Genomic DNA, 21,392 nt, shown 5'->3' with positions numbered 1-21,392 from the left:
GGAGTGTGACACAACATCTGGTCTGCGGCGCGTGATCACCCCGCGACAGGGAGGAATGTGAGATGGCGGTATCGGATATGCTGGCAACCGCTCTGAACGGTGCCAATATCGCGTACCTTGCGGATTTGTATGCCCAGTGGGCAAAGGATCCAAAAAGTGTTGATCCCTCCTTCGATATTCTCTTCAGCTCGCTGGGAGATGACGAGGCGGCCGTGCTGCATGATGCACTGGGTGCGTCATGGGCGCCGCGCCCGTCCATTATTACGGGGGAAGAGCCGCCACCACCTGCCAAAGGTGGTCCGGCTGGTGGTCTGGCAGCGCAGGACAGTCTGGCAATTGCCCGTCTGGTGCGCGCTTACCGCGAATACGGTCATCTGGAGGCAACGCTGGACCCGCTCGGGCTTAAGGTTCCCACACAGCGTGAGGAACTGAACCCGCAGACCTACGGCTTTGGCCCCAAAGACCTTGAACGCGACGTGTTTATTGGCTCGCTGCTCGAACCCCTGCTCAAGGGGCGCAATACAGCCAAGGTCAAGGACGTTATTGCGGCCCTGCGCGGCGTTTACTGTGGCAATATTGGTGCGGAATACCTGTATGCCCGTAATGCCGAGCAGCGCGAATGGTTCCGCAACCGGCTGGAAAGCGATAACTGGCAGCACAATGTGAGTGTGGCCGAACGGAAAAGCATTCTCAAAAATCTGGCCGAAGCCGAAGGGTTCGAGGCTTTTTGCCAGAAGCGTTACGTTGGCGCCAAACGCTTTGGTCTGGAAGGGGGCGAAATCTCCATTCCCGCCTTGCATGCCATTGTGGACCAGTCTGCGGTGCAGGGTGTTGGTTCGGTTACCATTGGCATGGCGCATCGTGGCCGCCTGAACACGCTGGTTAACGTGGTGCGTAAGCCTTACGTGGCCATTTTTAACGAATTTGCCGGTGGCTCCTTCAAACCTGACAATGTGGAAGGCTCGGGGGACGTTAAATACCACCTCGGGTCTTCGGCCGATGTGGAAGTCAGCGGGCGCTCGGTCCATATTTCGCTCCTGCCTAACCCCTCGCATCTGGAAGCGGTGGATACCGTTGTGCTTGGCAAGGTACGCGCCACGCAGGATGATGCGGGCGATACGCAAAACCGCAGTGGCAGCATGGGTATTGTCATTCATGGTGATGCGGCGTTTGCCGGTCAGGGTATTGTTTACGAAACCTTCGCCATGTCCCAGCTGCCCGGCTACCGTACGGGCGGGACCATCCATATGGTGGTCAACAACCAGATCGGCTTTACCACCAATCCTGAATGTGGGCATTCGGGTGTGTATGGCACGGACCTTGCCAAATCCATTGAAGCGCCGGTCCTGCATGTGAATGGTGATGACGCCGAGGCCGTGATCTATGCTTCACGCCTTGCCGCAGATTATCGCCTTAAATTTGCCAGCGATATTGTGCTCGATATTGTTTGCTACCGCCGCCATGGCCACAACGAAACGGACGAGCCGGTCTTTACCCAGCCCGTTATGTACAAGGCCATTGCCAGCCACGAAACACCGCATACCCTGTATGCCCGCCGCGTGGTGGAAACAGGTGTCATGACCGAGGCCGAAACGCAGGCCCAGTGGGATGCGTTCCAGGACCGGCTGGAAGCGGATTACAAGGCTGCCGAGTCCTATAAGGTCAACAAGGCTGACTGGCTTGAAGGCGGCTGGAAAGGGCTGAGTGCTCCGGGGCAGAAGCCCGAACAGGCATGGCCCGAAACCGGCGTGGCCCTTGATGCGCTGCAAAAAATTGGTGCGGCGATCACCAAGGTGCCCGAAGGGTTCAACCTTAATTCCAAGATCGCACGCCAGCTTAAGGCCAAGGCTGGCATGTTCAGCTCTGGTGAGGGGTTGGACTGGGCCACGGGTGAGGCACTGGGCTTTGGCTCCCTGCTGCTGGAGGGCCACCGTGTGCGCCTGTCTGGCGAGGACTGCCAGCGTGGAACTTTCAGCCAGCGCCACGCCACATGGACCGATCAGGTCAACCAGACGCCCTGCACACCGCTGAACCACATTCAGCCTGAGCAGGCAAAAATTGAAATCTGGAACTCGCTGCTGTCCGAATACGGCGTGCTGGGTTTTGAATATGGCTACTCCGTACGCAACCCGCAAACGCTGGTTCTGTGGGAAGCGCAGTTCGGGGACTTTGCCAACTGTGCGCAGGTCATTATTGACCAGTTCATTGCATCGGGTGAGACCAAATGGCTGCGCATGTCCGGTCTGGTGCTGCTTCTGCCACATGGGTACGAAGGGCAGGGGCCTGAACATTCTTCTGCCCGTCTGGAGCGTTACCTCCAGCTCTGCGCTGAAGACAATATGTTCGTGTGCAACATTACAACGCCTGCCAACTACTTCCATGCCCTGCGCCGCCAGCTCAAGCTGGACTACCGCAAGCCGCTGGTGCTGATGGAACCCAAATCCCTGCTCCGGCACAAGCTGGCGGTTTCCGCTCTGGCGGACTTTGGGCCGGGTACGCGCTTTAGCCCGGTTCTGCCAGAAGCAGACGCCCTTGGCCCGGACGCCAAGGTCCGTCGCGTGGTGGTCTGCTCTGGCAAGGTCTATTACGACCTGCTGGCCGCCCGCCGCGAGAAGGACATCAAGGATGTTGCCATTGTGCGTGTGGAGCAACTCTACCCCTTCCCCGAAGCAGCACTCGCAGCCGAGCTGAAGCGTTATCCTGAGGCAGACATTGTGTGGTGTCAGGAAGAAACGGAAAATGGCGGTGCGTGGCACTTTGTGGACCGGCGGATTGAAAAAGCCCTGCTACGGGCAGGCCACAAGGCCGGGCGTCCGCAGTATGTGGGGCGTGCGGCTGCGGCAAGTCCTGCCACGGGTCTGGCCCGCATCCACGCCGCCGAGCAGGCGGACCTTGTGGAGCGCGCGCTGGGGCTTAAAACGTCTGGTTGAGCCGGGTCTGGAATTTTAGAAAAATTATCCGCCTTACGCGGAAGAAAAACCCTGTGTGGAAAAACCATTATCCCACACAGGAGCTTTCTTGAGAAGAATGGGGAACAGGATGTCAGTCGAGATCAAGGTGCCAACACTGGGCGAGAGCGTGACCACGGCAACCATTGCCAAATGGCTCAAGCAGCCGGGCGATGCAGTCAAGGAAGACGAACCGGTCGTTGAACTTGAAACTGATAAGGTCAGTGTGGAAGTTGCCGCCCCGCAGGCAGGCGTGCTTGGCCCGCAGGCCGTAAAAGAAGGGGATGAGGTTGAAGTGGGTGCCCTGCTGACAACCGTAGAACCCGGCAAGGCAGGGGCCGCACCCGCAGCCCCCAAGGCCGTAGCACCGGAAAAAAAGGTGGAAGCCCCCGCAGCACCGGCAGCAAAACCTGCCGCGCCAGCGGTTGATTCCGCCGCAGCCCTGCCCGCAGCCCGCAAGCTGATGGCCGAAAACGGCCTGAACGCAGGGCAGGTTGGTCAGGGCACGGGCCTTGGCGGGCGTATTACCAAAGGCGACGTACTGGGCTTTTTGTCCCAACCGCAGGCGGCTACCCCGGCAGCAGCCCCCAAGCCCGCCCGCAAGGATGACCCGCGCGAAGAACGCGTGAAAATGACGCGCCTGCGCCGCACCATTGCCCGCCGCCTGAAGGAAGCGCAGAACACGGCGGCCATGCTGACCACGTTTAACGAAATCGATATGTCCGGCGCTATGGCGCTGCGTGCCGAATTTCAGGACAGCTTTGTTAAAAAGCACGGTGTGAAGCTGGGTTATATGTCCATCTTCTCCCGCGGGGTTATTGCAGCACTGAAGGAATTCCCCGCCATTAACGCCGAAATTGATGGTGAGGACGTGATCTACCGCGACTTCATCAATCTCGGCATTGCCGTGGGTGGCCCCAACGGGCTGGTTGTGCCGGTTATTCGCGATGCCGATAAAATGGGCTTTGCCCAGATTGAAAAAACCATTGCAGGTTTCGGCAAGGCCGCGCGTGAAGGTACACTCAAGCTGGATGAACTGTCTGGTGGCACCTTCTCCATTACCAATGGCGGTATTTATGGCTCGCTGCTGTCCACCCCGATCCTGAACGCCCCGCAGTCCGGTATTCTGGGCATGCACTCCATTCAGGAACGCCCGGTTGCCGTAAACGGTCAGGTGGTCATTCGCCCCATGATGTATGTGGCCCTGTCCTACGATCATCGCATTGTGGATGGTAAGGAGGCTGTCAGCTTCCTTGTCCGGCTCAAGCAGAATGTGGAAGACCCCCGCCGCCTGTTGATTGACGTCTGATCTGACACTGGCACAGGCCGGAGGTGGCCCGTACGCGGCTCTCCGGCCTTTCCTTTTTTGCAGACCCTAACGTGAGCGAGACAATACCCATGCCGACCGAAATTAAAGTACCGACCCTTGGAGAAAGTGTGACCACCGCCACGGTAGGGAAGTGGCTCAAGCAGCCGGGTGAAGCGGTCAAGGAAGACGAACCGGTTGTGGAACTGGAAACGGACAAGGTGAGCGTGGAAGTGCCCGCCCCCGCCGCCGGTCGGCTGGAAAACCACGCCGTAAAAGAAGGTGACGAAGTAGAGGTTGGCGCCGTGCTGGCCCTGCTTGAAGCGGGAGCCGCAGGCAAGGCCGCAGCCCCGGCAGCGCAAGCCGCCGCCCCCGCGCAGTCTGCCCCCGCCGCCCAGGCCGCAGCACAGGTGACCCCACCGGCTGAGACGGATTATGATGTTGTGGTCATTGGTGCGGGGCCGGGTGGGTATGTCTGCGCCATTCGTGCGGCACAGCTTGGCTTTAAGGTTGCCTGCGTGGAAAAACGCGCAACCCTTGGGGGGACCTGCCTGAATGTTGGGTGCATTCCCTCCAAGGCGCTGCTTCAGTCCTCTGAGAACTATCATGCCGCCGGGCATGATTTTGCAGCCCACGGTGTGCTGATTGAGAGCGTAAAGCTGGATTTGGCTAAAATGCAGGCCCGCAAGGCCGATATTGTGGGCGCCAATGTGAAGGGGGTTGAGTTTCTCTTCAAGAAAAACGGCATTACCTGGCTTAAGGGCCACGGCAAGGTAGAAGGCACGGGCCGCCTGAGTGTGGATGGCAAGCCGGTAACCGCCAAACACATTATTATTGCCAGCGGGAGCGATAGCGCAAACCTGCCGGGGATTGAGGTGGACGAAAAAGTTATTGTGACCTCCACAGGTGCGCTGGAACTGTCCGAAGTGCCCAAGCGTCTGGTTGTGATTGGTGGCGGTGTTATCGGGCTGGAATTGGGGAGCGTGTGGCACCGCCTTGGCGCGGAAGTGACCGTGGTTGAATTCCTTGACCGTCTGGTACCCGGCACCGATAACGAAGTGGCTGCACAGTTCCAGAAACTGCTGACCAAACAGGGCTTCAAAATGAAGCTGGGCCACAAGGTCACCAAAGCAGAAAAAACCAAAAAAGGCGTTGTGCTCAGCATTGAACCCTCCGCCGGTGGGGCAGTGGAAACGCTGGAAGCCGATGTGGTGCTGGTGGCGGTTGGTCGTACGGCCGCAAGCAAGAATATGGGGCTGGAAGAAGCCGGTATTGCGCTGGACAAGCGCGGCCGTGTGGAAGTGGATGCCCATTACGCCACAAACATTCCCGGCATTTACGCCATTGGGGACGTTATTGCTGGCCCCATGCTGGCCCACAAAGCGGAAGAGGAAGGCGTTGCTCTGGCCGAACTGCTGGCAGGGCAGGCTGGGCACGTTAATTACGATGCCATTCCCGGTGTGATCTACACATGGCCGGAAGTGGCGTCTGTGGGCTTTACGGAAGAGCAGCTCAAGGACAAGGGCGTTGCTTACAAAACCGGCAAGTTCCCCTTCCTTGCCAATGGCCGTGCACGCGCACTGGGCATGACAGACGGCTTTGTTAAAGTTCTGGCCGACAAGCAGACCGACCGTGTGCTGGGCGTACACATTATTGGCCCAGCAGCAGGCGAACTGATTGCCGAAGCCACAATGGCGATCGAGTTTGGGGCTTCGGCTGAAGATATTGGCCGCGTCTGCCACGCTCACCCAACACTGAGCGAAGCGGTCAAGGAAGCAGCATTGGGTGCTGACAACCGCGCGATTAACATCTGAATATTTTCTTCTTGTTAGGACTAATGCCATACTCTCCCCCGTAGTTGCATACGGGGGAGCATGTATGTGCATGGCACGGAAACTGGCAGTCTGCTCGGTTATGGCTGGTGGTTTTCTGGCCATCTCAGAGGTTGTGTGGGCGCAGGGGGCAGCATGGCGGCCTGCTGAGCATACAGCCAGCACTCTCGCTCCCGGTGGCGCACATCACTCCAGTGTGGATGACAGTGCTTTGGACCCTGCGTTTGCTGGGGTGTCTAATGGCGTGCCAGCTTTGCCCTCTCATCCGCAGGAGCGGATATTATCCCCTATTCCTGTGGTGGATGAGGATACCGCCCGGCAGGAGGCCTGGGCCTTAACTATTGCTTTCCGGCATGAAGTGCCAGCCGCCCTACCTGTGGCTTCAGTCTACAAAACGGCATGGGTGGAACTTGCGCGGCAACAACTGGAGCAGGCAGGTTATGTGCTGGACCGGCCGCAGGTGCTTGTGGTGGTGGACCGTAACCCCAAAGTGCAGCGCCTGTGCCTGATTCTGGCCTTACCCGGCAATGCGGACTGGCAGGTTATTGGGAGCACCAGAGTGTCCACCGGCACAACCGGGCGGCAATATTACTATATTACCCCTACAGGTGTTTTTCCCAATTCGGCGGATCGTCTTGGGTACCGTGCTTTGGGCACCAAGAATGAAAACGGCATTATGGGGAATGGCACCACAGGTATGCGCGTGTGGGACTTTGGCTGGCAATGGGCTGAAAAAGGGTGGCTGCAAAGCCGGGATAAGGTGCAGATCCGGCTGGAAATGCATGCAACGGACCCGGTTTATCTGGAGCAACGCCTGGGGCATACGGCATCCGAAGGTTGTATCCGCATTCCGTCATCGTTGAATGTGTTTATTGACCGCCATGGGCTTCTGGATGCCGAGTATGAACAAAAGGCCGTAGTAGACCGCCGTTTTGCAGCACTTTTACGCAAGGACCGTGTGGTCTCCCCCATAGCTGGGCTGGCTGTTGTGGTGGTGGATACGGCACATTACACCACCGTCGTTCCTGCCGCTGCGGCCCTTAAAGACACCGATACCCAGCACAGAAGCACCCAGCACGGTTAGAAGCCTCCGGGGCTACGATGATGGTCTGTGCGAAGCGCGGATAAAGCCAATGCGGGGTAAGGTATAAAAACGAAAGCGCAGGTTGTTCAGACCTGCGCTTGGTTCTGGCTCTGGTTACCTATGCGGGTATTTACAGACCTGCGGGAATGTTGCCGCCATTTTGGGCCAGCTTCTGGCGGACTTCCTTGATCAGCCATACGTTCATGCTCGCGCTGTCTTCGGTATTGCCGGTATAGCCCAGCTCCGCCGCCAGCTTTTTGCGCGCATCCAGCGAACTATCCAGCCCCAGCAGTTTGAGCAGGTCCACAATGGACTCTTTCCAGTTCAGGGTCTGCCCGTTCTGTGCGGCAAGGCTTGCCAGAACAGCATCCACATTCACGGGGGAACCGGCGGGGGGCACTGTGCCGGGGGCTGCTACAGCAGCGGCACTTGGCTGTGCGTTGGCATTGGCGGGGGATGTGGTGTCTGGCGTTGCGGCTTTGGCGTGATGAAAAATGGCGGATAGAATGGAGCCAAAAATGCTCATGGGCGTAATCCTTTTAGACTATGCAGTAAGGGTCTGTTGTGCAGGATAGCCTGACAAATCTGTCAGGAAAGAGACAGTTTTGTGCAATCAATCGGGTGCGTCTGTGTGCAGTATAGCCTGCAACGGGGGCAGGTCAGTGCGTTGCCCTGTGTGGGGTAACGGTTCTGCCCGGCAAGGGGTTCAGATTAAAAATCACGAACCAGCAGTGCGTTTTTTGAATGGGAGAGGGGCCAGCACGGTATTGGCCGTGGCGGGCCAGCAGGGCCAAAGCCCGAACGGGGCCGGGGCGTTCCATGTGGAACACTCCCCAACCCCGATCATGGTCTATTAGTAACGGTATTCTTCGTGCTTGAAAGGACCGTTGACCGGAACGTCAATGTATTTGGCCTGTGTTTCGCTCAGCTTGCTCAGATGAGCGCCAACCTTGGCCAGATGCAGGGATGCAACTTTTTCGTCCAGCTTTTTGGGCAGGGTGTAAACCGCAACCTCGTACTTGCCAGCAGGTGCTGTCCACAGTTCAATCTGGGCCAACGTCTGGTTGGTAAAGGACGCAGACATAACAAAGGACGGGTGACCGGTTGCGTTGCCCAGATTGACCAGACGGCCTTCGGACAGAACAATCAGGCGCTTGCCATCAGGGAACACCACTTCATCAACCTGCGGTTTGATGTTGTCCCATGTGAAGTTGCGCAGACCACCGATCTGGATTTCGGAGTCAAAGTGGCCAATGTTGCACACGATTGCGCGGTTTTTCATGGCGCGCATGTGGTCAACGGTAATCACGTCCACGTTGCCGGTTGCGGTTACAAAAATGTCCCCACGCGGTGCGGCAGCTTCCATGGTGACCACTTCGTAGCCTTCCATGGCGGCCTGCAGGGCGCAGATCGGGTCCACTTCGGTAACCAGCACGCGGCAGCCTGCGTTACGCAGGGAGGCGGCGGAACCTTTGCCCACGTCACCATAACCGGCAACAACGGCAACCTTGCCAGCCATCATCACGTCGGTGCCACGGCGGATGGCGTCCACCAGACTTTCGCGGCAGCCATACAGGTTATCAAATTTGGATTTGGTAACGCTGTCGTTCACGTTGATGGCGGGAACCTTCAGCGTGCCTTTTTTCTGCATTTCCCACAGGCGGTGCACACCTGTTGTGGTTTCTTCCGACAGGCCCTTAACTTCGGCCAGCAGTTCGGGGAACTGGTCATGCATCATAACGGTCAGATCGCCGCCGTCATCGAGGATCATGTTCGGGGTCCAGCCATCGGGGCCCTTAATGGTCTGCTCGATACACCAGTTGAATTCGTCTTCGGTCAGACCTTTCCATGCGAATACCGGAATGCCAGCAGCAGCAATAGCTGCGGCAGCGTGGTCCTGCGTGGAGAAAATGTTGCAAGAAGACCAGCGCACGGTAGCGCCCAGAGCGACCAGCGTTTCGATCAGAACTGCGGTCTGGATGGTCATGTGCAGGCAGCCTGCAATACGCGCGCCCTTAAGGGGCTGGCTTGCGCCGTATTCTTCGCGCAGTGCCATCAGACCCGGCATTTCGCCTTCAGCAATGGAAATTTCCTTGCGACCCCATTCGGCCAGCGAGAGGTCCTTTACCTTATAGTCGCTCATATTATCCTGTCTTTCTATGCAAAGTGCTGCTTTGCTATACAGCCATAGCGGGCCATAGGCCAGACGGAACAGGTATGGCTGGTCTGGTTTTGTGTGGTTTTGCTTGCCACAACGGCGGTTTTCTGGTGTCCAGCGTGGTTAATCAAAGACTAATATGCTGGTTGTAGCGGGTTTGTTCTGATGGCTGTTGTGCGTTCGGTTGTGTTTAATATTGTGGCTTTTGTGCTGACCGGGGTCATGGGGGTTGGTGCGCTGCCTATCCGCTGGTTCATGCCCGGGCGGGCACTGGCCTATGCCAAGCTGTGGTCGCGGCTGGTCCTCTGGTTATTCCGCACCATCTGCGGGGTGCGTGTGTGTGTGAGCGGGCACGAACACCTGCCACAATCCGGCCCGGCCCTTATTGCCTCGCAGCATCAGTCCGCATTCGATACGCTGATATGGATGCTGCTCCTGCCCCGGCCGTGCTATGTTATGAAAGGCGAGCTGACCCGTATTCCCCTGCTTGGCCCCATGCTGGTGCTAACGGGTATGATGCCGGTGGAACGTGCCGCTGGTGCGCGCGCCCTACGCCTTTTGTTGCAGGGCACGGACAGGGCCGTTGCGGATAACCGCCAGATTATTATTTTCCCCGAAGGAACGCGCACCATGCCGGGCGAGCATGTGGCGCTTAAGCCCGGTATTGCCGCCATGTCCAGCCATACAGGGTTGCCGGTTATTCCGGTGGCCACCAATTCGGGCCTGTTCTGGGGGCGCAATGCTTTTGTCAAACGCTCGGGCGTGCTGCATGTGTGCATAGGCCCAAGTGTTGGTCCGATCAAAAGAACTGCCCTGCTCGAAGAGATTGAAAAAAGCTGGCGGGCACTGGAACCTGTTGGTGCGGTGTAAACCTGTGGAGGACCCGCTCTGGAGTGGGGGATAAGCAGGCACCTGCTGTGGATAACTTTGTGGAGTATGATCCATGTCATAAAAGGGTCATGCCAGTAATTCAGGAAGATTTACTGCGGGGTATTAAGTAAATCGGGTTCAATGCTTGTGTGCCCATGTATGGTGGTTTGAGAAAAAATTCCAAAATTCTCTTTTCCATAAATGGATTTTTGGATTATGTGAGTTCAGAAGTTTTTCTGGGAAAACTGGCTGAGGCATAGGGGTGTCCACCACTGGGTCGTGCGCTGCCAATAAGGAATTCAGGCTGTGGATAATTTTACGCGGCAGGCGGAATACAGCCATTTGAGGTGGGGATGACGCGCTTTGTAAAAACAGCCCTGATGACACTGGCATTGGGGGGCGTGCTGCTTGGTGGCGGGGCTGGCGCGTTCCGTTGGAAGAGCCAGCACTATCTGGACCAGCTTGTTCTGCATCCTTCGGGGCTGTGCCAGTTGACCTATCAGGGCAAGCAGCCTGCGGGGGGGCTGTTTGGGGCCGGTCTGGTGTTGCAGGGCGTGCATGTGGCGTGTGCCCCCACCACGCATGGCGGGTCTACCCCACGGGCCATGGAATACGCCGCAAGCCATGTGTTGCTGGAGGCTGTGCCGTGGCACCCGTTGCAGGTGCATATGCGGCTGGACGGGCCGCAGTCCATTGCTGTGCCATATGAGCATGATGGCGTGGAGGACAGCCGCCTGCTTGTGCTTGAAGGGAGTCCGGTGGAGGTGTTCTGGCCCGCGCGGGCCATGCCTGCGGGCAAGGCGGCCTTTACGGCCCCGTTTGTGCATGTACGTGGGGCAGGCGTGAGCATGACAAACGTGCAGGGGGAGTGGTTGTGGAACACGCAGGCTACTTTTCAGGCCAGTGTGCTTGGTCTTTCCCTGTCGGTGGAGCAGATGACTGTTCCTGCATGGCCACAGCATTTGCAAAACGTCAAAGCCGCTTTTTCCATGTCCGGACCGTATGAGCGCCTGCGTGTGCTGGAGCAGGAGGAAGAGAGTGGGCAGGCCATCTGGCCCGAACTGCTTGTGCAAAAAGCATCAGCAGAGTGGAGCGGTCTCAAACTGGGTGTGACCGGCCACGTGCGGGGTGGGCATGCGACCGCCGTGACCGGAGATTTTTGGCTGACCATCAAGGACTGGAAACCCTTTGTCGAACGCCTGCACCCTGAAAAAATTCTTCCCCCCGAGCAGGCCGCCGCCTTGAAAGCGACTCTGGAGGACATGATTGCCCGTGGGGACAGGTCAGGCGGCAAGCTTGTTCTCTCGCTCTCTGCACGGAACGGGTATGTTTATATGGGGGCCGTACCACTGGCGCAGATTTTGCCGGTTGTCAGGCTGGTGCAACCGGCACAAACCATATTGGTTAGCCCATAACGGACTGACCTGCCTGTTCACGTGGTGCGCGGGCTAGAACACGTCTTTCTGCGCGCGCAGGTCGGCCAGTATCTGGGCGTTGGGTGCGCGCAGGAACGGGTTTGTCGCGCGCTCAAGCTCCAGTGTGGAGGGCACGGTCGGCAATCCTTTGTCCCGCAGGGCGCGCACCTGCTGCACACGGGCCAGAAGGTCCGGGTTGTCGGGGTCTACATGCAGGGCAAACCGGGCGTTGGAGAGGGTATATTCATGCCCGCAGCACACGCGGGTCTGCCCGGGCAGGTCACGTAGCCTGCCAAGGCTTGCAAACATCTGCTGCGCTGTGCCTTCAAACAGGCGGCCACAGCCAAGGCTGAACAGAGTATCCCCACAGAACAGGGCGGGGGGCTGGTCAAAATAATATGCAATATGGCCCAGCGTGTGGCCCGGCATGGCCAGAACGCGCCCGGCACTTTGGCCAATTTCTAGTCTATCATTGTCCTGCAATGGCAGATCGAGTGCGGGCATGCGGTGCTGCTCGGTCGCTGGGCCAGCGACCTTGGCGTTGTAGCGGGTGCGCAGGGCGTTGGCGCCGCCAATGTGGTCATTGTGGTGGTGGGTCAGCAGAATAAAGTCCAGCCTGTTTCCGTCCTGCTCCAGTGCGCGCTCTATGGGAGCGGCCTCGCCGGGGTCCACAACGGCGGTCATGCCTGTTGCTTCGTCACGCAAAAGCCATGCGTAATTGTCGCTCAGAACTGCAATGGCGCGAATGGTCAGGGGCATGGGGGCCTCCATCTGGGGTGGGGTAGGTCATGGCTTTAGCGGGTCAACATATGATAGGCATGAACTATGCAGAATGCCACGCCGCGCGAAGAAAGCTTTTACGGGACTCCAGCGGGCAAGGTGTGTGTCAGCCTGCTGGGTGAGCGCATGCGGTGGTTCTGGCCGGAGATGAAAAACCAGTCCGTTCTGGGGCTGGGTGGGGCCGCGCCTTACCTGCAAACAATTGGAGACAGCTCCACACTACGCATTGGTGCCTACCTTGGGAGCGCACGGGCAGATATGGCTTTTCAGCCCGGTCAGTGCTGTGTGGTGGACCCTGCGGAACTCCCGTTTGAACCGCAGAAATTTGACCGTATTCTGCTTGTGCATGCCCTGCAGGGGCGCGAAAATCCGTTAACCGTGCTGCGCTCTGCCGCCCGTGCGCTCAAGGATGATGGACGCCTGCTTATGGTTGTGCCCAGCCGTCTGGGCGGGCGGGCAAGGTTGCGGCGCACCCCGTTTGCCAGAGATGCATCCTTTACACGGCCCAAGCTGCGGCAGTTGCTGGCAGCGGCCATGCTGCGGGCTGAACAGTGGGATGAGGCTGTGTTTTTGCCTGCCAGTCAGGCCTGTCGCACGCTGCGGCGTGGTCGGCGGATGGATATAGCGGGTAAGGTGCTCTGTCCGGGTGGGGGAAGCCTTATTCTGGTCGAGGCCGTGCCGGATATGTATTCCGCCCTGCCTTTGTCTTTGCAGCATAAAAAAGGGTGGTTTGCGCGTATGCGCCTGACTTCGGCTGGTATGGCGGGGGCGCCCAGAGCGGGAAAAGTACCCTAGCCAGTGCTTGGTGCGGTTGAACAGATTGTATTCAGCCTGCACTCATGGTGTTATCCGCCGGTTTTTATGTTTTTAGCTTCTGGGGCCGGGTTCCATTCTTCTTTCTTGTGTTCTTTGTGGTCTGCTTCTGGTGCTGGTGGCGCTGGGTGTTGTTGCCGTGGTGCCGGACAGGCTCCTGCGCGGCATGGCATTCTGGCGGGCGGAAATTCTGGCGGCGTTATGGAGCCTTGCCGGGGTAACGGCCCTGATCGGGGCGTCCTTTCGTGTGGAAGGGGAGTTGGGCTGGTTCCCCGTGTTCGGGGCGGATGGGCCATCCCTGCCCATGCTGGCCATTCTGGCCTGTGTGGGCGCGCTGGTGGGCAGGGGCCGGGCGGGGGTTGCCTGTGTGCTGGCCTGTCTGGGTGTGCTGGCCTTGTCGCCTCTGGTTTTTGGGCTTTTTACGGGCACGGCTCTTGTGCTGCTGGCTGGGCGGGGCAAGCGTGGGCTGTGCCTGCCCTTTGCTGTTCTGCCTGCGTGTATTCCTGCGGATAGCACTCTGTCCGTGCCGTTACTGGGGGTTATGGTGCTGCTGGTAGGCTGGTCTGTTGGTGTTCAGCGGGGGCCACTGGCGGTTTTGCCTGCCTGTATTGGTCTGTTTTTGCTGGGCCGTCTGCTGGCGGAGGTGGGGGAGCTGCCGCTGCTCTTTCAGGTTGTGCTGTTGGTGTGTGGTGGTGTGGTGGCCTGTGCGGGGCTTGCGCAGGCCATGCGTGACCAGCAGGGTACGGGCCTTGTGGCGGGGCTGGCGGCATGCTGGTACGGCATGCTGGTGTTTGCTCTTGTGCTTGCGCTTTCCTCCCCTCTTGGTGGTGCGGATACGTTCCGCACAACGGTTGTGCTGGGTATGGGCGGCCCCGTTGTGGCGCTGCTGGGCCTGCTGTGGACTGCCCAGCGGAGGGAAGCTGTTGGCGGCGCCGTGTTGCACACCCAATCCGCCAGATGGCTGTTGGGGGTTGTGCTGCTCCAGTGTTCCGCGCTTCCACCATGTGGCGGGTTTCTGGTTCTGTGGGCGGCATTGGCCGGTGGGAACTATTCGGTCGAGGCCACGCAGCCTGTTATGGCGCTGCTGGCGGTTGTGCTGGTCGTGTTTTTTGTAGGTCTTGGCGTTGTGTTCAATGCCGGTCTGGTGCGCGCGGGCCTGTTGCTTCTGTCTGGACCTGTTGGTGCCGCGGACGCTCCGTCAGCTATGGTCCTGCCTTTGTGGGTTTGTGCGGTGCTGGCCAGTGTGCTGGCTTTTTTGCCCGGAATCTGGCTGTTTGTGGCGGATCATCTGGTTGTGGGGCCGCCGCTGCTGCCCATAACATGGCAGGATCTGACCACCGTGCATTTTGCAGGCCATGCCGCCCGCCTGACCCCTCTGCTTGTTCTGCTGGGTGTGGTGCTGGCGCTGTGTGCCACAGCACTTCTGGTCCGGTTGTTTGGTTTTATGCCCTTTGCCCCCGCAACGCGGCAGGTTACCGCATGGCGGCAGGGCGCTCCGTTGTGCGAGGCAACTCCAGCGCAGAGCGGGGTGCAGAACCATGCCAGCATGGACAGGCTGCCTTTGTGGCCAGCATGGCGTGGTTTTTTGTTGGCGCCTTACGCGGTTGCCGCTCTGCGCGGGCCGGGAGCGGGTGGGGCTTTGCCGCGCCGGGGAGTGGTTTTGTGGCGGTATGCGCGCCGCAGCCTGTTCAGAGTGACCGGCTGGTGCGAAGCGCAGGGTATGGTTCTTATTCTGCTTCTTATGGGGGTGGGCCTGCTGGCAGGGCTGTTTGTGGGTAAATGACGCATTCCATTCCCTGGGGCTGGATCCTCGCTTTTCTGCCGCTTATGGTTGTGCAGGCTCTGGCCATGGTGTTGGCCGCCCCGTGGTTGAGCGGGCTTGTGGGGCGTGTGGCCGGGCGGCTGTCGGGGGTGTCGTCCTTTCCCGTTATGGGGCGGTGGCAGGATATATGGCACCAGTTCCGCCGCCCCCGGTTGCAGCAAAATGGCGCGCAGTTAGCAGGTGTTGCCTGTGCTGGAGCACTGGTGCTGGCTGTGCTGGGTTGCGGGCTTACGCCCGCATTTACGCTGGTCATTCCCGACCTGCCCGCACCGGGGCTGCTGCTGATCTGCTGTGTGCTGGTTATGGCGCATGTGCTGCTGAACGTGCCGTATGTGCTGGATGGCGGGTTGGGGGCTGTGCGTGGGGCGCGTGGCATGCTGGGGACATTTCTGCTGCTGCCTGCGCTGGTTCCGGTTTTTCTGCTCTGTGGCGCGCGTGATTTTTCAGATTTTCTGGCCCGGGTGCATGGGCTTTCCCCCGTGACCGATGGCGCGCCTTTTGTGCTGGCTGGCGTTGCCCTGTTTCTGGTTCCTGCTCTGGCGTGGCCTGTGCAGGACGATAAGGTTGCGTTACTTGCCGGGCCGGAGCGGGCCATGTGGCTCTGGGCGGCGGACTGTGTGCAGATCGCGTGGGTTGTGCTGGCGCTGGACACGGCATGGCCGGGCAGCCTTGCCCTGCCTGATGATGGCGGAATGGAACAATGGTTAAGCCAATGCCTGCTTGGTTTTGGCCTTTGGGGCGTAAAACTGCTGTTTGCTGGTGTGTTGCTTGCACTGGTCAGGCTGGTTGTGCTGCCGCCCTTGCGGCGTGCGCGCGTTCGGCTGGTCAGTATTTTTCTGCTCGGGGTGCTGGCCTTGCAGGTTACATGGTCTGTTCACCCCAGATTGCCTGACCGTGATGACAGTAATCTGGCGGCTGCTGTGCAAGACGGTGGTCCACAGGCCTCCACCACAGGTATGGAGGAGGTGCAATGACCCTTATTGCCATTCTTGTGCCCATGGTGGCCTTGTGTGTTGTTGCGCGCGGTGTGGGGTTTTTGCTGCTTGCGGGGGTGGTAACCGCTCTGGCCATGCTGGTGGATGGACTAACCCCCCCGCACGAAGTCGGGGCTGTGCTGGCGTTGCTCTTTGCGGCTGTGCCTCCGCTTTTTTTAACCCGTTATCAGCATGACGCCACGCTTGAGCGTAGTGGCGCCGCTGTGCCGTTTTTTGCGCTGGGACTTATGGTCCTGCTGCTGCTTGCCTGTAGCCGTGCGGGGAGTGCGGTTTTTCCCGCCGGGTTGTGCACCATGGTGGCGGGCCTTGTGGCTGTTGTGTGCCGCCAGAGCATGGTCTGGCAATGGGCGGGGCTTTTAACCTGTGTTGAAGGCGTTTTGCTGTCTGCCGTGCTGGGCCATCAGCCCGTGGTGCTGGGTGTGGCGGCGCTGGCTGGTGCGGTGGTGCTGCTCCTTGGCGGCATGTGTGTTCACCGGATTATGCCGCGTGTTGTGCCGTTGCGTGCCGCTGGCCAGCGCAGCACCAGACGGGCTGGCCCATCAGACACAGGGGCAGACGTATGAGTATGGGCATGGAAGCCACGGTTTTTTTGGCCGCCCTTGCGTTTGTGTGGCCTTTTGTTGGCGCTCTGGTTGTGGCGGCCATGCCTGCTCCACGCAGCCGCGAGGCGGCTTTATGGATGGCCGGTACTGGCTGCGCTCTTTCGGTTATTGTGTTCATGTTCCCATCGGTTGGTGGCAATGCCAGTGGTTGGGATGATGACCCGGTGCAAAGGGCAGGCCGGGTTATGCTGGCATTTGGCCTGCTGCTGCTGGTGCTGGAAAACGCCGTTCAGCCCGACCGTCTGCTGCGCAGTCTGCCTCATGTGTGCACCGCTCTGGCGGGGTTGGCCTGTGTGGCTCCCGAACCGGCAGTGGGGCTGGGTATTCTGGAACTGGCTCTGGCGTGGGGGGTATTCGTGTTTACGCGCCCGGCCGGGCAGGCCAAAACCGGATGGGGGTTAATCCGCACCGGCTCGGTGGGGACTGTCCTTGTGCTGTCTGGCCTGTTGCTGCCACAGGGGAGCACGGTTTCTGGCCTGATGATGGCCTGTGGCCTTGTTATTTTAACGGGTCTGGCGCCGTTTGGTCAGTTCTGGCGCGATAGGAACGATAGTTTTCTGTTCCTCCCCTTTGCTGGCGCGTCCATTCTTCTGGCCATGCGCCTGCGCGGGCATGGTGGTGCGGCGTTTGAAATGGCCCTTGTGGCCGCGGGGCTTGTTTCGGTCTGGTTAACAGCCAGTGCTGGCCGTGCGGGGGACAGGCAGAGACTGTTCCGCACCTTCCCCTCGGCACTTGCTCTTATGGCTGTTGGGGTGGAGGCGGATGTTGCCGCCCTGCTGTTCCTGTGCGGGTGGTGCCTTGCGGGGGGTAACCGGAGCGGGCGTGGCTGGGCGGTTAATGTTCTGGCGTGCTTTCCACCCGGTGCGCCGTTTGTGGGCTGCCTGCTCCTGCTTTCCGTTATGACCGACTGGTCATGGCCTGTGGCGGTCCTGACCGTGTGTGGCATTCTGGCCGCCGTGCTGCGCGCGGTGCCAGACCGGGAGGCCGCACGCCTGTTCTGGCCGGAGGATATGGCCGGGCGTGTGGCGTGTTCGGTCCTGACGATCATGGGTTTTCTGGTGCCATTGGCCATGATGCTCGGAGCGTTCTGATGGATGTTGTCTCCCTCATTTACGCGGGCGAGCAGACCGCAACCCCATGGCGCTTCCGGCTGGACGAACTGGCATGGCGAGACATGGTGGACCTGCTCCGCAGCGACGACCTGCCATTTGTTGGCCTGTGGTGCGATGGGGCAGATGTACACGCCCTGTTTTTGCCCGATGGACACCCACTAGCCGCAACGCTCGCTCTTGAAGGGGGGCGCTACCCGGCTATTTCCCCCGCACGGGCCGCTTCCAGCCTGTACGAGCGCGCGATCTATGACCTGTTTGGCGCCGAGGCCATGTGGGCGGTGGATGTTCGCCCTCTGCTTGACCACGATGTATGGTCCGCCACAACCCCACTGGGTCTGGCGCCGGGGCGGGGGGGGCAGCACAAAGGGCTTATTACGTTCCAGCCGTCCGACGCCATGGCGGCGGCACAGGGGCGGGTGGAGGAGCATGGACCTGCCTCTGGCGCCCTGACCCCGCCGTTTTACACACGGCTTGTTCTGTCTGGTACGCTCGTCGTTTATGGTGAAACACAGACAGGCTACGCCCACCGGGGCCTTGCCGCCCGCTCGCGGCATGCACGGGTGGAGGATGTTTGCCGTTTGAGCGCCCGGGTTGCGGCGGGTAGTTCTGTGGCCCATCAGGTTGCGTTCTGTCAGGCCGTGGAAAATGCCTGTGGGGAGAGTGTGGGCACGGAGGTCGCCCTCCTTCGTGTGGCTTTGCTGGAGATGGAGCGGCTGTTCCACCACCTGTATACTCTGGCGGGCATGGCGCGGTTGGCGGGGGCGCATATGGTGGCCTCGCATTGCATGGCGCTGCGCGAAAAACTGGTGGCTGAAGCCGCCCCCATTACCGGGTCCCGGTTGTTGATGGATGTGTGCATTCCCGGTGGCCTGTCCTTGCGGGACGCGCCGCAAATGGGGGACCTGTGCGCCAGACTGTATGAACTGGGGCAGCAGGGCTATCCACAACTGGTGCTTTTGTGGCGCGAATACCCCGGCCTTGCCGCATTGCTCGGGGGTGTCGGGCGTGTGCAGGCCGATGATCTGGAGCGGGTCGGGCTGGATGGCCCTGTAGCCCGTGCCGCAGGGTGGGATTGTGACGGCAGGCGCATTATGCCCGCCTATGAGGGATTGTGGCGCTATACATCGGGCAGGCAGAACGGCACGGCGGAAGACCGCGCCCTGCTGCTGCTTGACGAAGTGGAGGAAAGCCTGCGGATGCTTGATCTTGCTTCCGCCCGCATAGGGCTTGCAGCAGGCGGGAGTGTGCCCCTGTCCATGCAGGATGGGGAAGGAACAGGGCTGGTGGAAGGGCCATGGGGCGGAGTGCTGTACTGGGTCCGTCTGGCGCAGGGCCGCGTGGCGGAGGCTTTCTGCCGCAAGCCCGAAACATCGGCCCTGCTGGTGTTTGAGCAGACCCTGCCTGACCATGCGGCGGAAAACACGGCGTTACTGGCCTGCTCGCTAGGTGTGAACGCGGCGGCGCTGGATGGTTAGGGGAGCAGGAATGAACAGGCACAGGGCAGGGCGGTCATGGGGCTGATCCGCGCGGTTATGAATACGGCGTTCTGGAAGGGCAGGCAAAAGCGCAAGCCGCTTGGTCCCCGCTGGCCCCTGCTGCTTTTTCATGTGGATACGGGGGGCTGTGGGGGCTGTGGCATGGAGCTACAGGCCATGACCAGCCTGCCCTATGATATGCAGGGCGCGGGGTTTGGGTTTGTGAACTCCCCCCGATCTGCAGATGTTCTGCTGGTCACCGGCCCCCTTACGCGCACCATGGCCCCGGTTCTGCAAGCAGCGTGGGAGGCCATGCCAGACCCTAAAGGGATTATCAGCATTGGCACCTGCGCGCTTGATGGTGGTGTGTTCAGCGAAAATTACGCAGTTATGGGGGGGCTGGAACGCCGCGTGTCGGTCGATCTGGCCATTACAGGCTGCCCACCCAGCCCGCAGGAAATCCTGAATGGACTATGCTCGTTGCTTGGTAGTGCCGCGCAGAGTGGAAAAAAGGAAACGCCCTCAGGGGGTTGAGGGCGTTTCAGTTGTATCGTTCTGTAGGTCTTCAGCCGCTTTTTTCAGCTTGAGAAAGCTGCGGCGGCTCAAGGGCAGCAAAACCATATAGATCACACCTGCCGCAGCCAGTGCAGCCCATGGGTCTGCTACCAGAATAACGGCGTAAATACCGGTACCCAGCATAAGGGGCAGCACAAACTGGGCTGGCACCTTAAAGTTTTTGAACGACCAGACCGGCAAGGTGGATACCAGAAGCAGGGCTGTGCTGGTGAGCGTAAAGTCCGGTAACCAGGGCAGGCGGGTCAGGTTGTACAGCCAGTCTATGCCAAGCTTTTGTGCTTCCAGCCCCAAAAAGAGCGGGAAAAGGGCAAGCCCGGCCCCCGCCGGTGCGGGCACGCCGGTAAAAAAGTTACTGGCATATTTGGGTTTCAGTTCTTCCCCATCCAGATTGGCGTTAAAGCGCGCAAGGCGGAGCGCCATGCAGACCGTAAACAGCAGACAGGGTAGAAAAGCGTAGCGATTACTGTCCTTGATTGCCCAGAAATACAGCAAAAAGGACGGCGCAACCCCAAAGCACAAAAAGTCGGAAAGACTGTCAAATTCCGCGCCAAACCGTGTAGCGCCACGCAGCATGCGGGCAATACGACCATCCAGACCATCAATAAAAGCGGAAATCAGCAGGGCTGCCGCTGCTGCCTGAAAACGCCCTTCAATGGCAAAGCGCATACCGGTCAGGCCCGCGCAAAGCCCCAGCATTGTTAAAATGTTGGGGATCAGGCGGTTAAAGGACGGTCCCCGGCTTTTGTTGCGCACACGCCGTTTGCGGCGGCGCGGCTGCGGAGAGGTTTTGGGGTCGGGCAGGACCGCCGGGGGGGATGTTGGTGCGGGGAGTGTCACAGGCTTGTCAGAGACGCGCCATGACGGTTTCACCGCCGACCATGGTCTGGCCTACAGCTACCAGCGGTTCAACGCCCGGTGGCAGGTACAGGTCGGTGCGGGAGCCAAAGCGGATCAGCCCAAAACGCTCACCGGCTTCCATCTGCATTCCTTCGGTCACGGAGCAGACAATCCGGCGTGCCACCAGCCCTGCAATCTGGACCACGGCCAGCATGCGCCCGTCTGGCAGGGTCAGGCTCAGCGCGTTGCGTTCGTTCTGTTCGGACGCCTTGTCCAGACTGGCGTTCAGGAACAGGCCGGGGTGGTAGGCAATGCGGGTGACCGTGCCAGCCGCAGGCATGCGGTTAACATGCACGTCCAAAACGGACAGGAACGTAGCAATCCGCCACACTGGCGTTTCCCCCATGCCCAGTTCCTTGGGCGGGGCAATTTTTTCAACGGACACAATATGTCCATCCGCAGGGGCCACCGCCACATCGTTGCGGGCAGGGGTTACGCGTTCCGGATCACGGAAAAAATAAAGGCAGAAGCCAAAAAAACCGGTGCTGGCATGGCCAAGCAGGCGCAGTTTTGGGCAGCGCAGCTTGCGGCCAAGCAGGTAGGACACGGCAGACGCCACACCAGAGGCCAGCAGAAAAGGCCGGGCTTCGGGGTGGGGGCGTGCCACAACAAGTTTAAGGGATGCAAGTAAAGACATAACTCAATCCTTACGCCAAAGGCGGACCAAGGGGAAGTAGCGGAACAGGAAGGTCCATACCTGTTCCGCG

The 21,392-nt window shown here is 59.7% G+C and carries 19 protein-coding genes; 13 read left to right on the top strand and 6 right to left on the bottom strand.

From position 1 onward, the window contains the following. Positions 1-62: 62 nt before the first annotated feature. The 4 genes from AABE20_RS02730 (at position 63) to AABE20_RS02715 (ending at position 7,170) form a co-directional block, all read left to right on the top strand. A complete protein-coding gene (locus AABE20_RS02730) occupies positions 63-2,930 on the top strand; it encodes a 2-oxoglutarate dehydrogenase E1 component (protein WP_338331703.1) in 2,868 nt (955 codons plus the stop codon). Positions 2,931-3,039: 109 nt separating this feature from the next. Continuing rightward, the gene (gene odhB, locus AABE20_RS02725; RefSeq protein WP_338331861.1) at positions 3,040-4,257 is read left to right on the top strand and encodes a 2-oxoglutarate dehydrogenase complex dihydrolipoyllysine-residue succinyltransferase; all 1,218 of its coding nucleotides are present in this window, start codon (positions 3,040-3,042) and stop codon (positions 4,255-4,257) included. Positions 4,258-4,346: 89 nt separating this feature from the next. After that, a complete protein-coding gene (gene lpdA, locus AABE20_RS02720) occupies positions 4,347-6,068 on the top strand; it encodes a dihydrolipoyl dehydrogenase (protein ID WP_338331860.1) in 1,722 nt (573 codons plus the stop codon). A 100-nt stretch (positions 6,069-6,168) separates the two neighbouring features. After that, positions 6,169-7,170, top strand: coding sequence for a L,D-transpeptidase (locus tag AABE20_RS02715; RefSeq protein WP_408740651.1), 1,002 nt, complete (start codon positions 6,169-6,171; stop codon positions 7,168-7,170). A gap of 130 nt (positions 7,171-7,300) precedes the next feature. On the opposite strand, the gene AABE20_RS02710 is transcribed toward AABE20_RS02715, so the two are convergent. From AABE20_RS02710 to ahcY, 3 genes are all read right to left on the bottom strand, one after another. Further along, on the bottom strand, positions 7,301-7,696 hold the full coding sequence (locus tag AABE20_RS02710) for a DUF3597 domain-containing protein (protein ID WP_338331701.1): 396 nt from the start codon (positions 7,694-7,696) through the stop codon (positions 7,301-7,303). 133 nt (positions 7,697-7,829) lie between these two features. After that, positions 7,830-7,991 (bottom strand): hypothetical protein, encoded by a 162-nt coding sequence (locus AABE20_RS02705; protein WP_338331700.1) that lies wholly within the window; start codon positions 7,989-7,991, stop codon positions 7,830-7,832. A gap of 32 nt (positions 7,992-8,023) precedes the next feature. Further along, positions 8,024-9,313, bottom strand: a complete 1,290-nt coding sequence (gene ahcY / locus AABE20_RS02700; protein WP_338331699.1) for an adenosylhomocysteinase — start codon at positions 9,311-9,313, stop codon at positions 8,024-8,026. Between the two features lie 180 nt (positions 9,314-9,493). Between ahcY and AABE20_RS02695 the strand changes: the two genes are divergently transcribed. After that, positions 9,494-10,198: a lysophospholipid acyltransferase family protein gene (locus tag AABE20_RS02695; protein WP_338331698.1), complete on the top strand. Its 705-nt coding sequence runs from the start codon at positions 9,494-9,496 to the stop codon at positions 10,196-10,198. 353 nt (positions 10,199-10,551) lie between these two features. Then, positions 10,552-11,613: a DUF2125 domain-containing protein gene (locus tag AABE20_RS02690; protein ID WP_338331697.1), complete on the top strand. Its 1,062-nt coding sequence runs from the start codon at positions 10,552-10,554 to the stop codon at positions 11,611-11,613. 33 nt (positions 11,614-11,646) lie between these two features. Here AABE20_RS02690 and gloB read toward each other — a convergent pair whose 3' ends face one another. Beyond that, entirely contained in the window at positions 11,647-12,372 is a 726-nt protein-coding gene (gene gloB, locus AABE20_RS02685; protein WP_338331696.1) for a hydroxyacylglutathione hydrolase, read from the bottom strand. 66 nt (positions 12,373-12,438) lie between these two features. Between gloB and AABE20_RS02680 the strand changes: the two genes are divergently transcribed. The 7 genes from AABE20_RS02680 (at position 12,439) to AABE20_RS02650 (ending at position 19,746) form a co-directional block, all read left to right on the top strand. Beyond that, on the top strand, positions 12,439-13,188 hold the full coding sequence (locus AABE20_RS02680; protein WP_338331695.1) for a class I SAM-dependent methyltransferase: 750 nt from the start codon (positions 12,439-12,441) through the stop codon (positions 13,186-13,188). Positions 13,189-13,318: 130 nt separating this feature from the next. After that, on the top strand, positions 13,319-14,989 hold the full coding sequence (locus AABE20_RS02675; RefSeq protein WP_338331694.1) for a hypothetical protein: 1,671 nt from the start codon (positions 13,319-13,321) through the stop codon (positions 14,987-14,989). After that, positions 14,986-16,002, top strand: a complete 1,017-nt coding sequence (locus tag AABE20_RS02670) for a hypothetical protein (protein WP_338331693.1) — start codon at positions 14,986-14,988, stop codon at positions 16,000-16,002. The genes AABE20_RS02675 and AABE20_RS02670 overlap by 4 nt, the downstream gene beginning before the upstream one ends. Continuing rightward, complete coding sequence (locus tag AABE20_RS02665) at positions 15,999-16,586, top strand: hypothetical protein (protein ID WP_338331692.1); 588 nt, start codon at positions 15,999-16,001, stop codon at positions 16,584-16,586. The genes AABE20_RS02670 and AABE20_RS02665 overlap by 4 nt, the downstream gene beginning before the upstream one ends. Then, the gene (locus tag AABE20_RS02660) at positions 16,583-17,716 is read left to right on the top strand and encodes a hypothetical protein (protein WP_338331691.1); all 1,134 of its coding nucleotides are present in this window, start codon (positions 16,583-16,585) and stop codon (positions 17,714-17,716) included. The genes AABE20_RS02665 and AABE20_RS02660 overlap by 4 nt, the downstream gene beginning before the upstream one ends. Further along, entirely contained in the window at positions 17,716-19,212 is a 1,497-nt protein-coding gene (locus AABE20_RS02655) for an NADH-quinone oxidoreductase subunit D-related protein (RefSeq protein ID WP_338331690.1), read from the top strand. The genes AABE20_RS02660 and AABE20_RS02655 overlap by 1 nt, the downstream gene beginning before the upstream one ends. Before the next feature lie 36 nt (positions 19,213-19,248). Then, on the top strand, positions 19,249-19,746 hold the full coding sequence (locus AABE20_RS02650; protein ID WP_338331689.1) for an NADH-quinone oxidoreductase subunit B family protein: 498 nt from the start codon (positions 19,249-19,251) through the stop codon (positions 19,744-19,746). Here AABE20_RS02650 and AABE20_RS02645 read toward each other — a convergent pair. Together AABE20_RS02645 and AABE20_RS02640 are read right to left on the bottom strand one after the other, a co-directional pair. After that, entirely contained in the window at positions 19,735-20,625 is an 891-nt protein-coding gene (locus AABE20_RS02645; protein WP_338331688.1) for a CDP-alcohol phosphatidyltransferase family protein, read from the bottom strand. The two genes, AABE20_RS02650 and AABE20_RS02645, sit on opposite strands and share 12 nt — an antisense overlap. A 7-nt stretch (positions 20,626-20,632) precedes the next feature. Then, entirely contained in the window at positions 20,633-21,322 is a 690-nt protein-coding gene (locus AABE20_RS02640) for a phosphatidylserine decarboxylase (RefSeq protein ID WP_338331687.1), read from the bottom strand. Positions 21,323-21,392: the final 70 nt, after the last annotated feature.

This window comes from Acetobacter zythi (assembly GCF_963921165.1).
In the GTDB taxonomy this organism is placed as follows: Bacteria; Pseudomonadota; Alphaproteobacteria; order Acetobacterales; family Acetobacteraceae; genus Acetobacter.
Note: the sequence above shows the minus strand (reverse complement) of the source record. Positions and strands in the feature narration are given on the sequence as shown.

Coding starts and splice junctions, on each gene's coding strand:
- AABE20_RS02655 (WP_338331690.1), top strand. CDS start 17,716: ATGGATGTTGTCTCCCTCATTTACGCGGGCGAGCAGACCGCAACCCCA.
- odhB (WP_338331861.1), top strand. CDS start 3,040: ATGTCAGTCGAGATCAAGGTGCCAACACTGGGCGAGAGCGTGACCACG.
- AABE20_RS02660 (WP_338331691.1), top strand. CDS start 16,583: ATGAGTATGGGCATGGAAGCCACGGTTTTTTTGGCCGCCCTTGCGTTT.
- AABE20_RS02715 (WP_408740651.1), top strand. CDS start 6,169: ATGGCTGGTGGTTTTCTGGCCATCTCAGAGGTTGTGTGGGCGCAGGGG.
- lpdA (WP_338331860.1), top strand. CDS start 4,347: ATGCCGACCGAAATTAAAGTACCGACCCTTGGAGAAAGTGTGACCACC.
- AABE20_RS02705 (WP_338331700.1), bottom strand. CDS start 7,991: ATGGAACGCCCCGGCCCCGTTCGGGCTTTGGCCCTGCTGGCCCGCCAC.
- AABE20_RS02640 (WP_338331687.1), bottom strand. CDS start 21,322: ATGTCTTTACTTGCATCCCTTAAACTTGTTGTGGCACGCCCCCACCCC.
- AABE20_RS02730 (WP_338331703.1), top strand. CDS start 63: ATGGCGGTATCGGATATGCTGGCAACCGCTCTGAACGGTGCCAATATC.
- AABE20_RS02695 (WP_338331698.1), top strand. CDS start 9,494: ATGGCTGTTGTGCGTTCGGTTGTGTTTAATATTGTGGCTTTTGTGCTG.
- AABE20_RS02710 (WP_338331701.1), bottom strand. CDS start 7,696: ATGAGCATTTTTGGCTCCATTCTATCCGCCATTTTTCATCACGCCAAA.
- AABE20_RS02690 (WP_338331697.1), top strand. CDS start 10,552: ATGACGCGCTTTGTAAAAACAGCCCTGATGACACTGGCATTGGGGGGC.
- gloB (WP_338331696.1), bottom strand. CDS start 12,372: ATGCCCCTGACCATTCGCGCCATTGCAGTTCTGAGCGACAATTACGCA.
- AABE20_RS02670 (WP_338331693.1), top strand. CDS start 14,986: ATGACGCATTCCATTCCCTGGGGCTGGATCCTCGCTTTTCTGCCGCTT.
- AABE20_RS02650 (WP_338331689.1), top strand. CDS start 19,249: ATGGGGCTGATCCGCGCGGTTATGAATACGGCGTTCTGGAAGGGCAGG.
- AABE20_RS02680 (WP_338331695.1), top strand. CDS start 12,439: ATGCAGAATGCCACGCCGCGCGAAGAAAGCTTTTACGGGACTCCAGCG.
- AABE20_RS02665 (WP_338331692.1), top strand. CDS start 15,999: ATGACCCTTATTGCCATTCTTGTGCCCATGGTGGCCTTGTGTGTTGTT.
- ahcY (WP_338331699.1), bottom strand. CDS start 9,313: ATGAGCGACTATAAGGTAAAGGACCTCTCGCTGGCCGAATGGGGTCGC.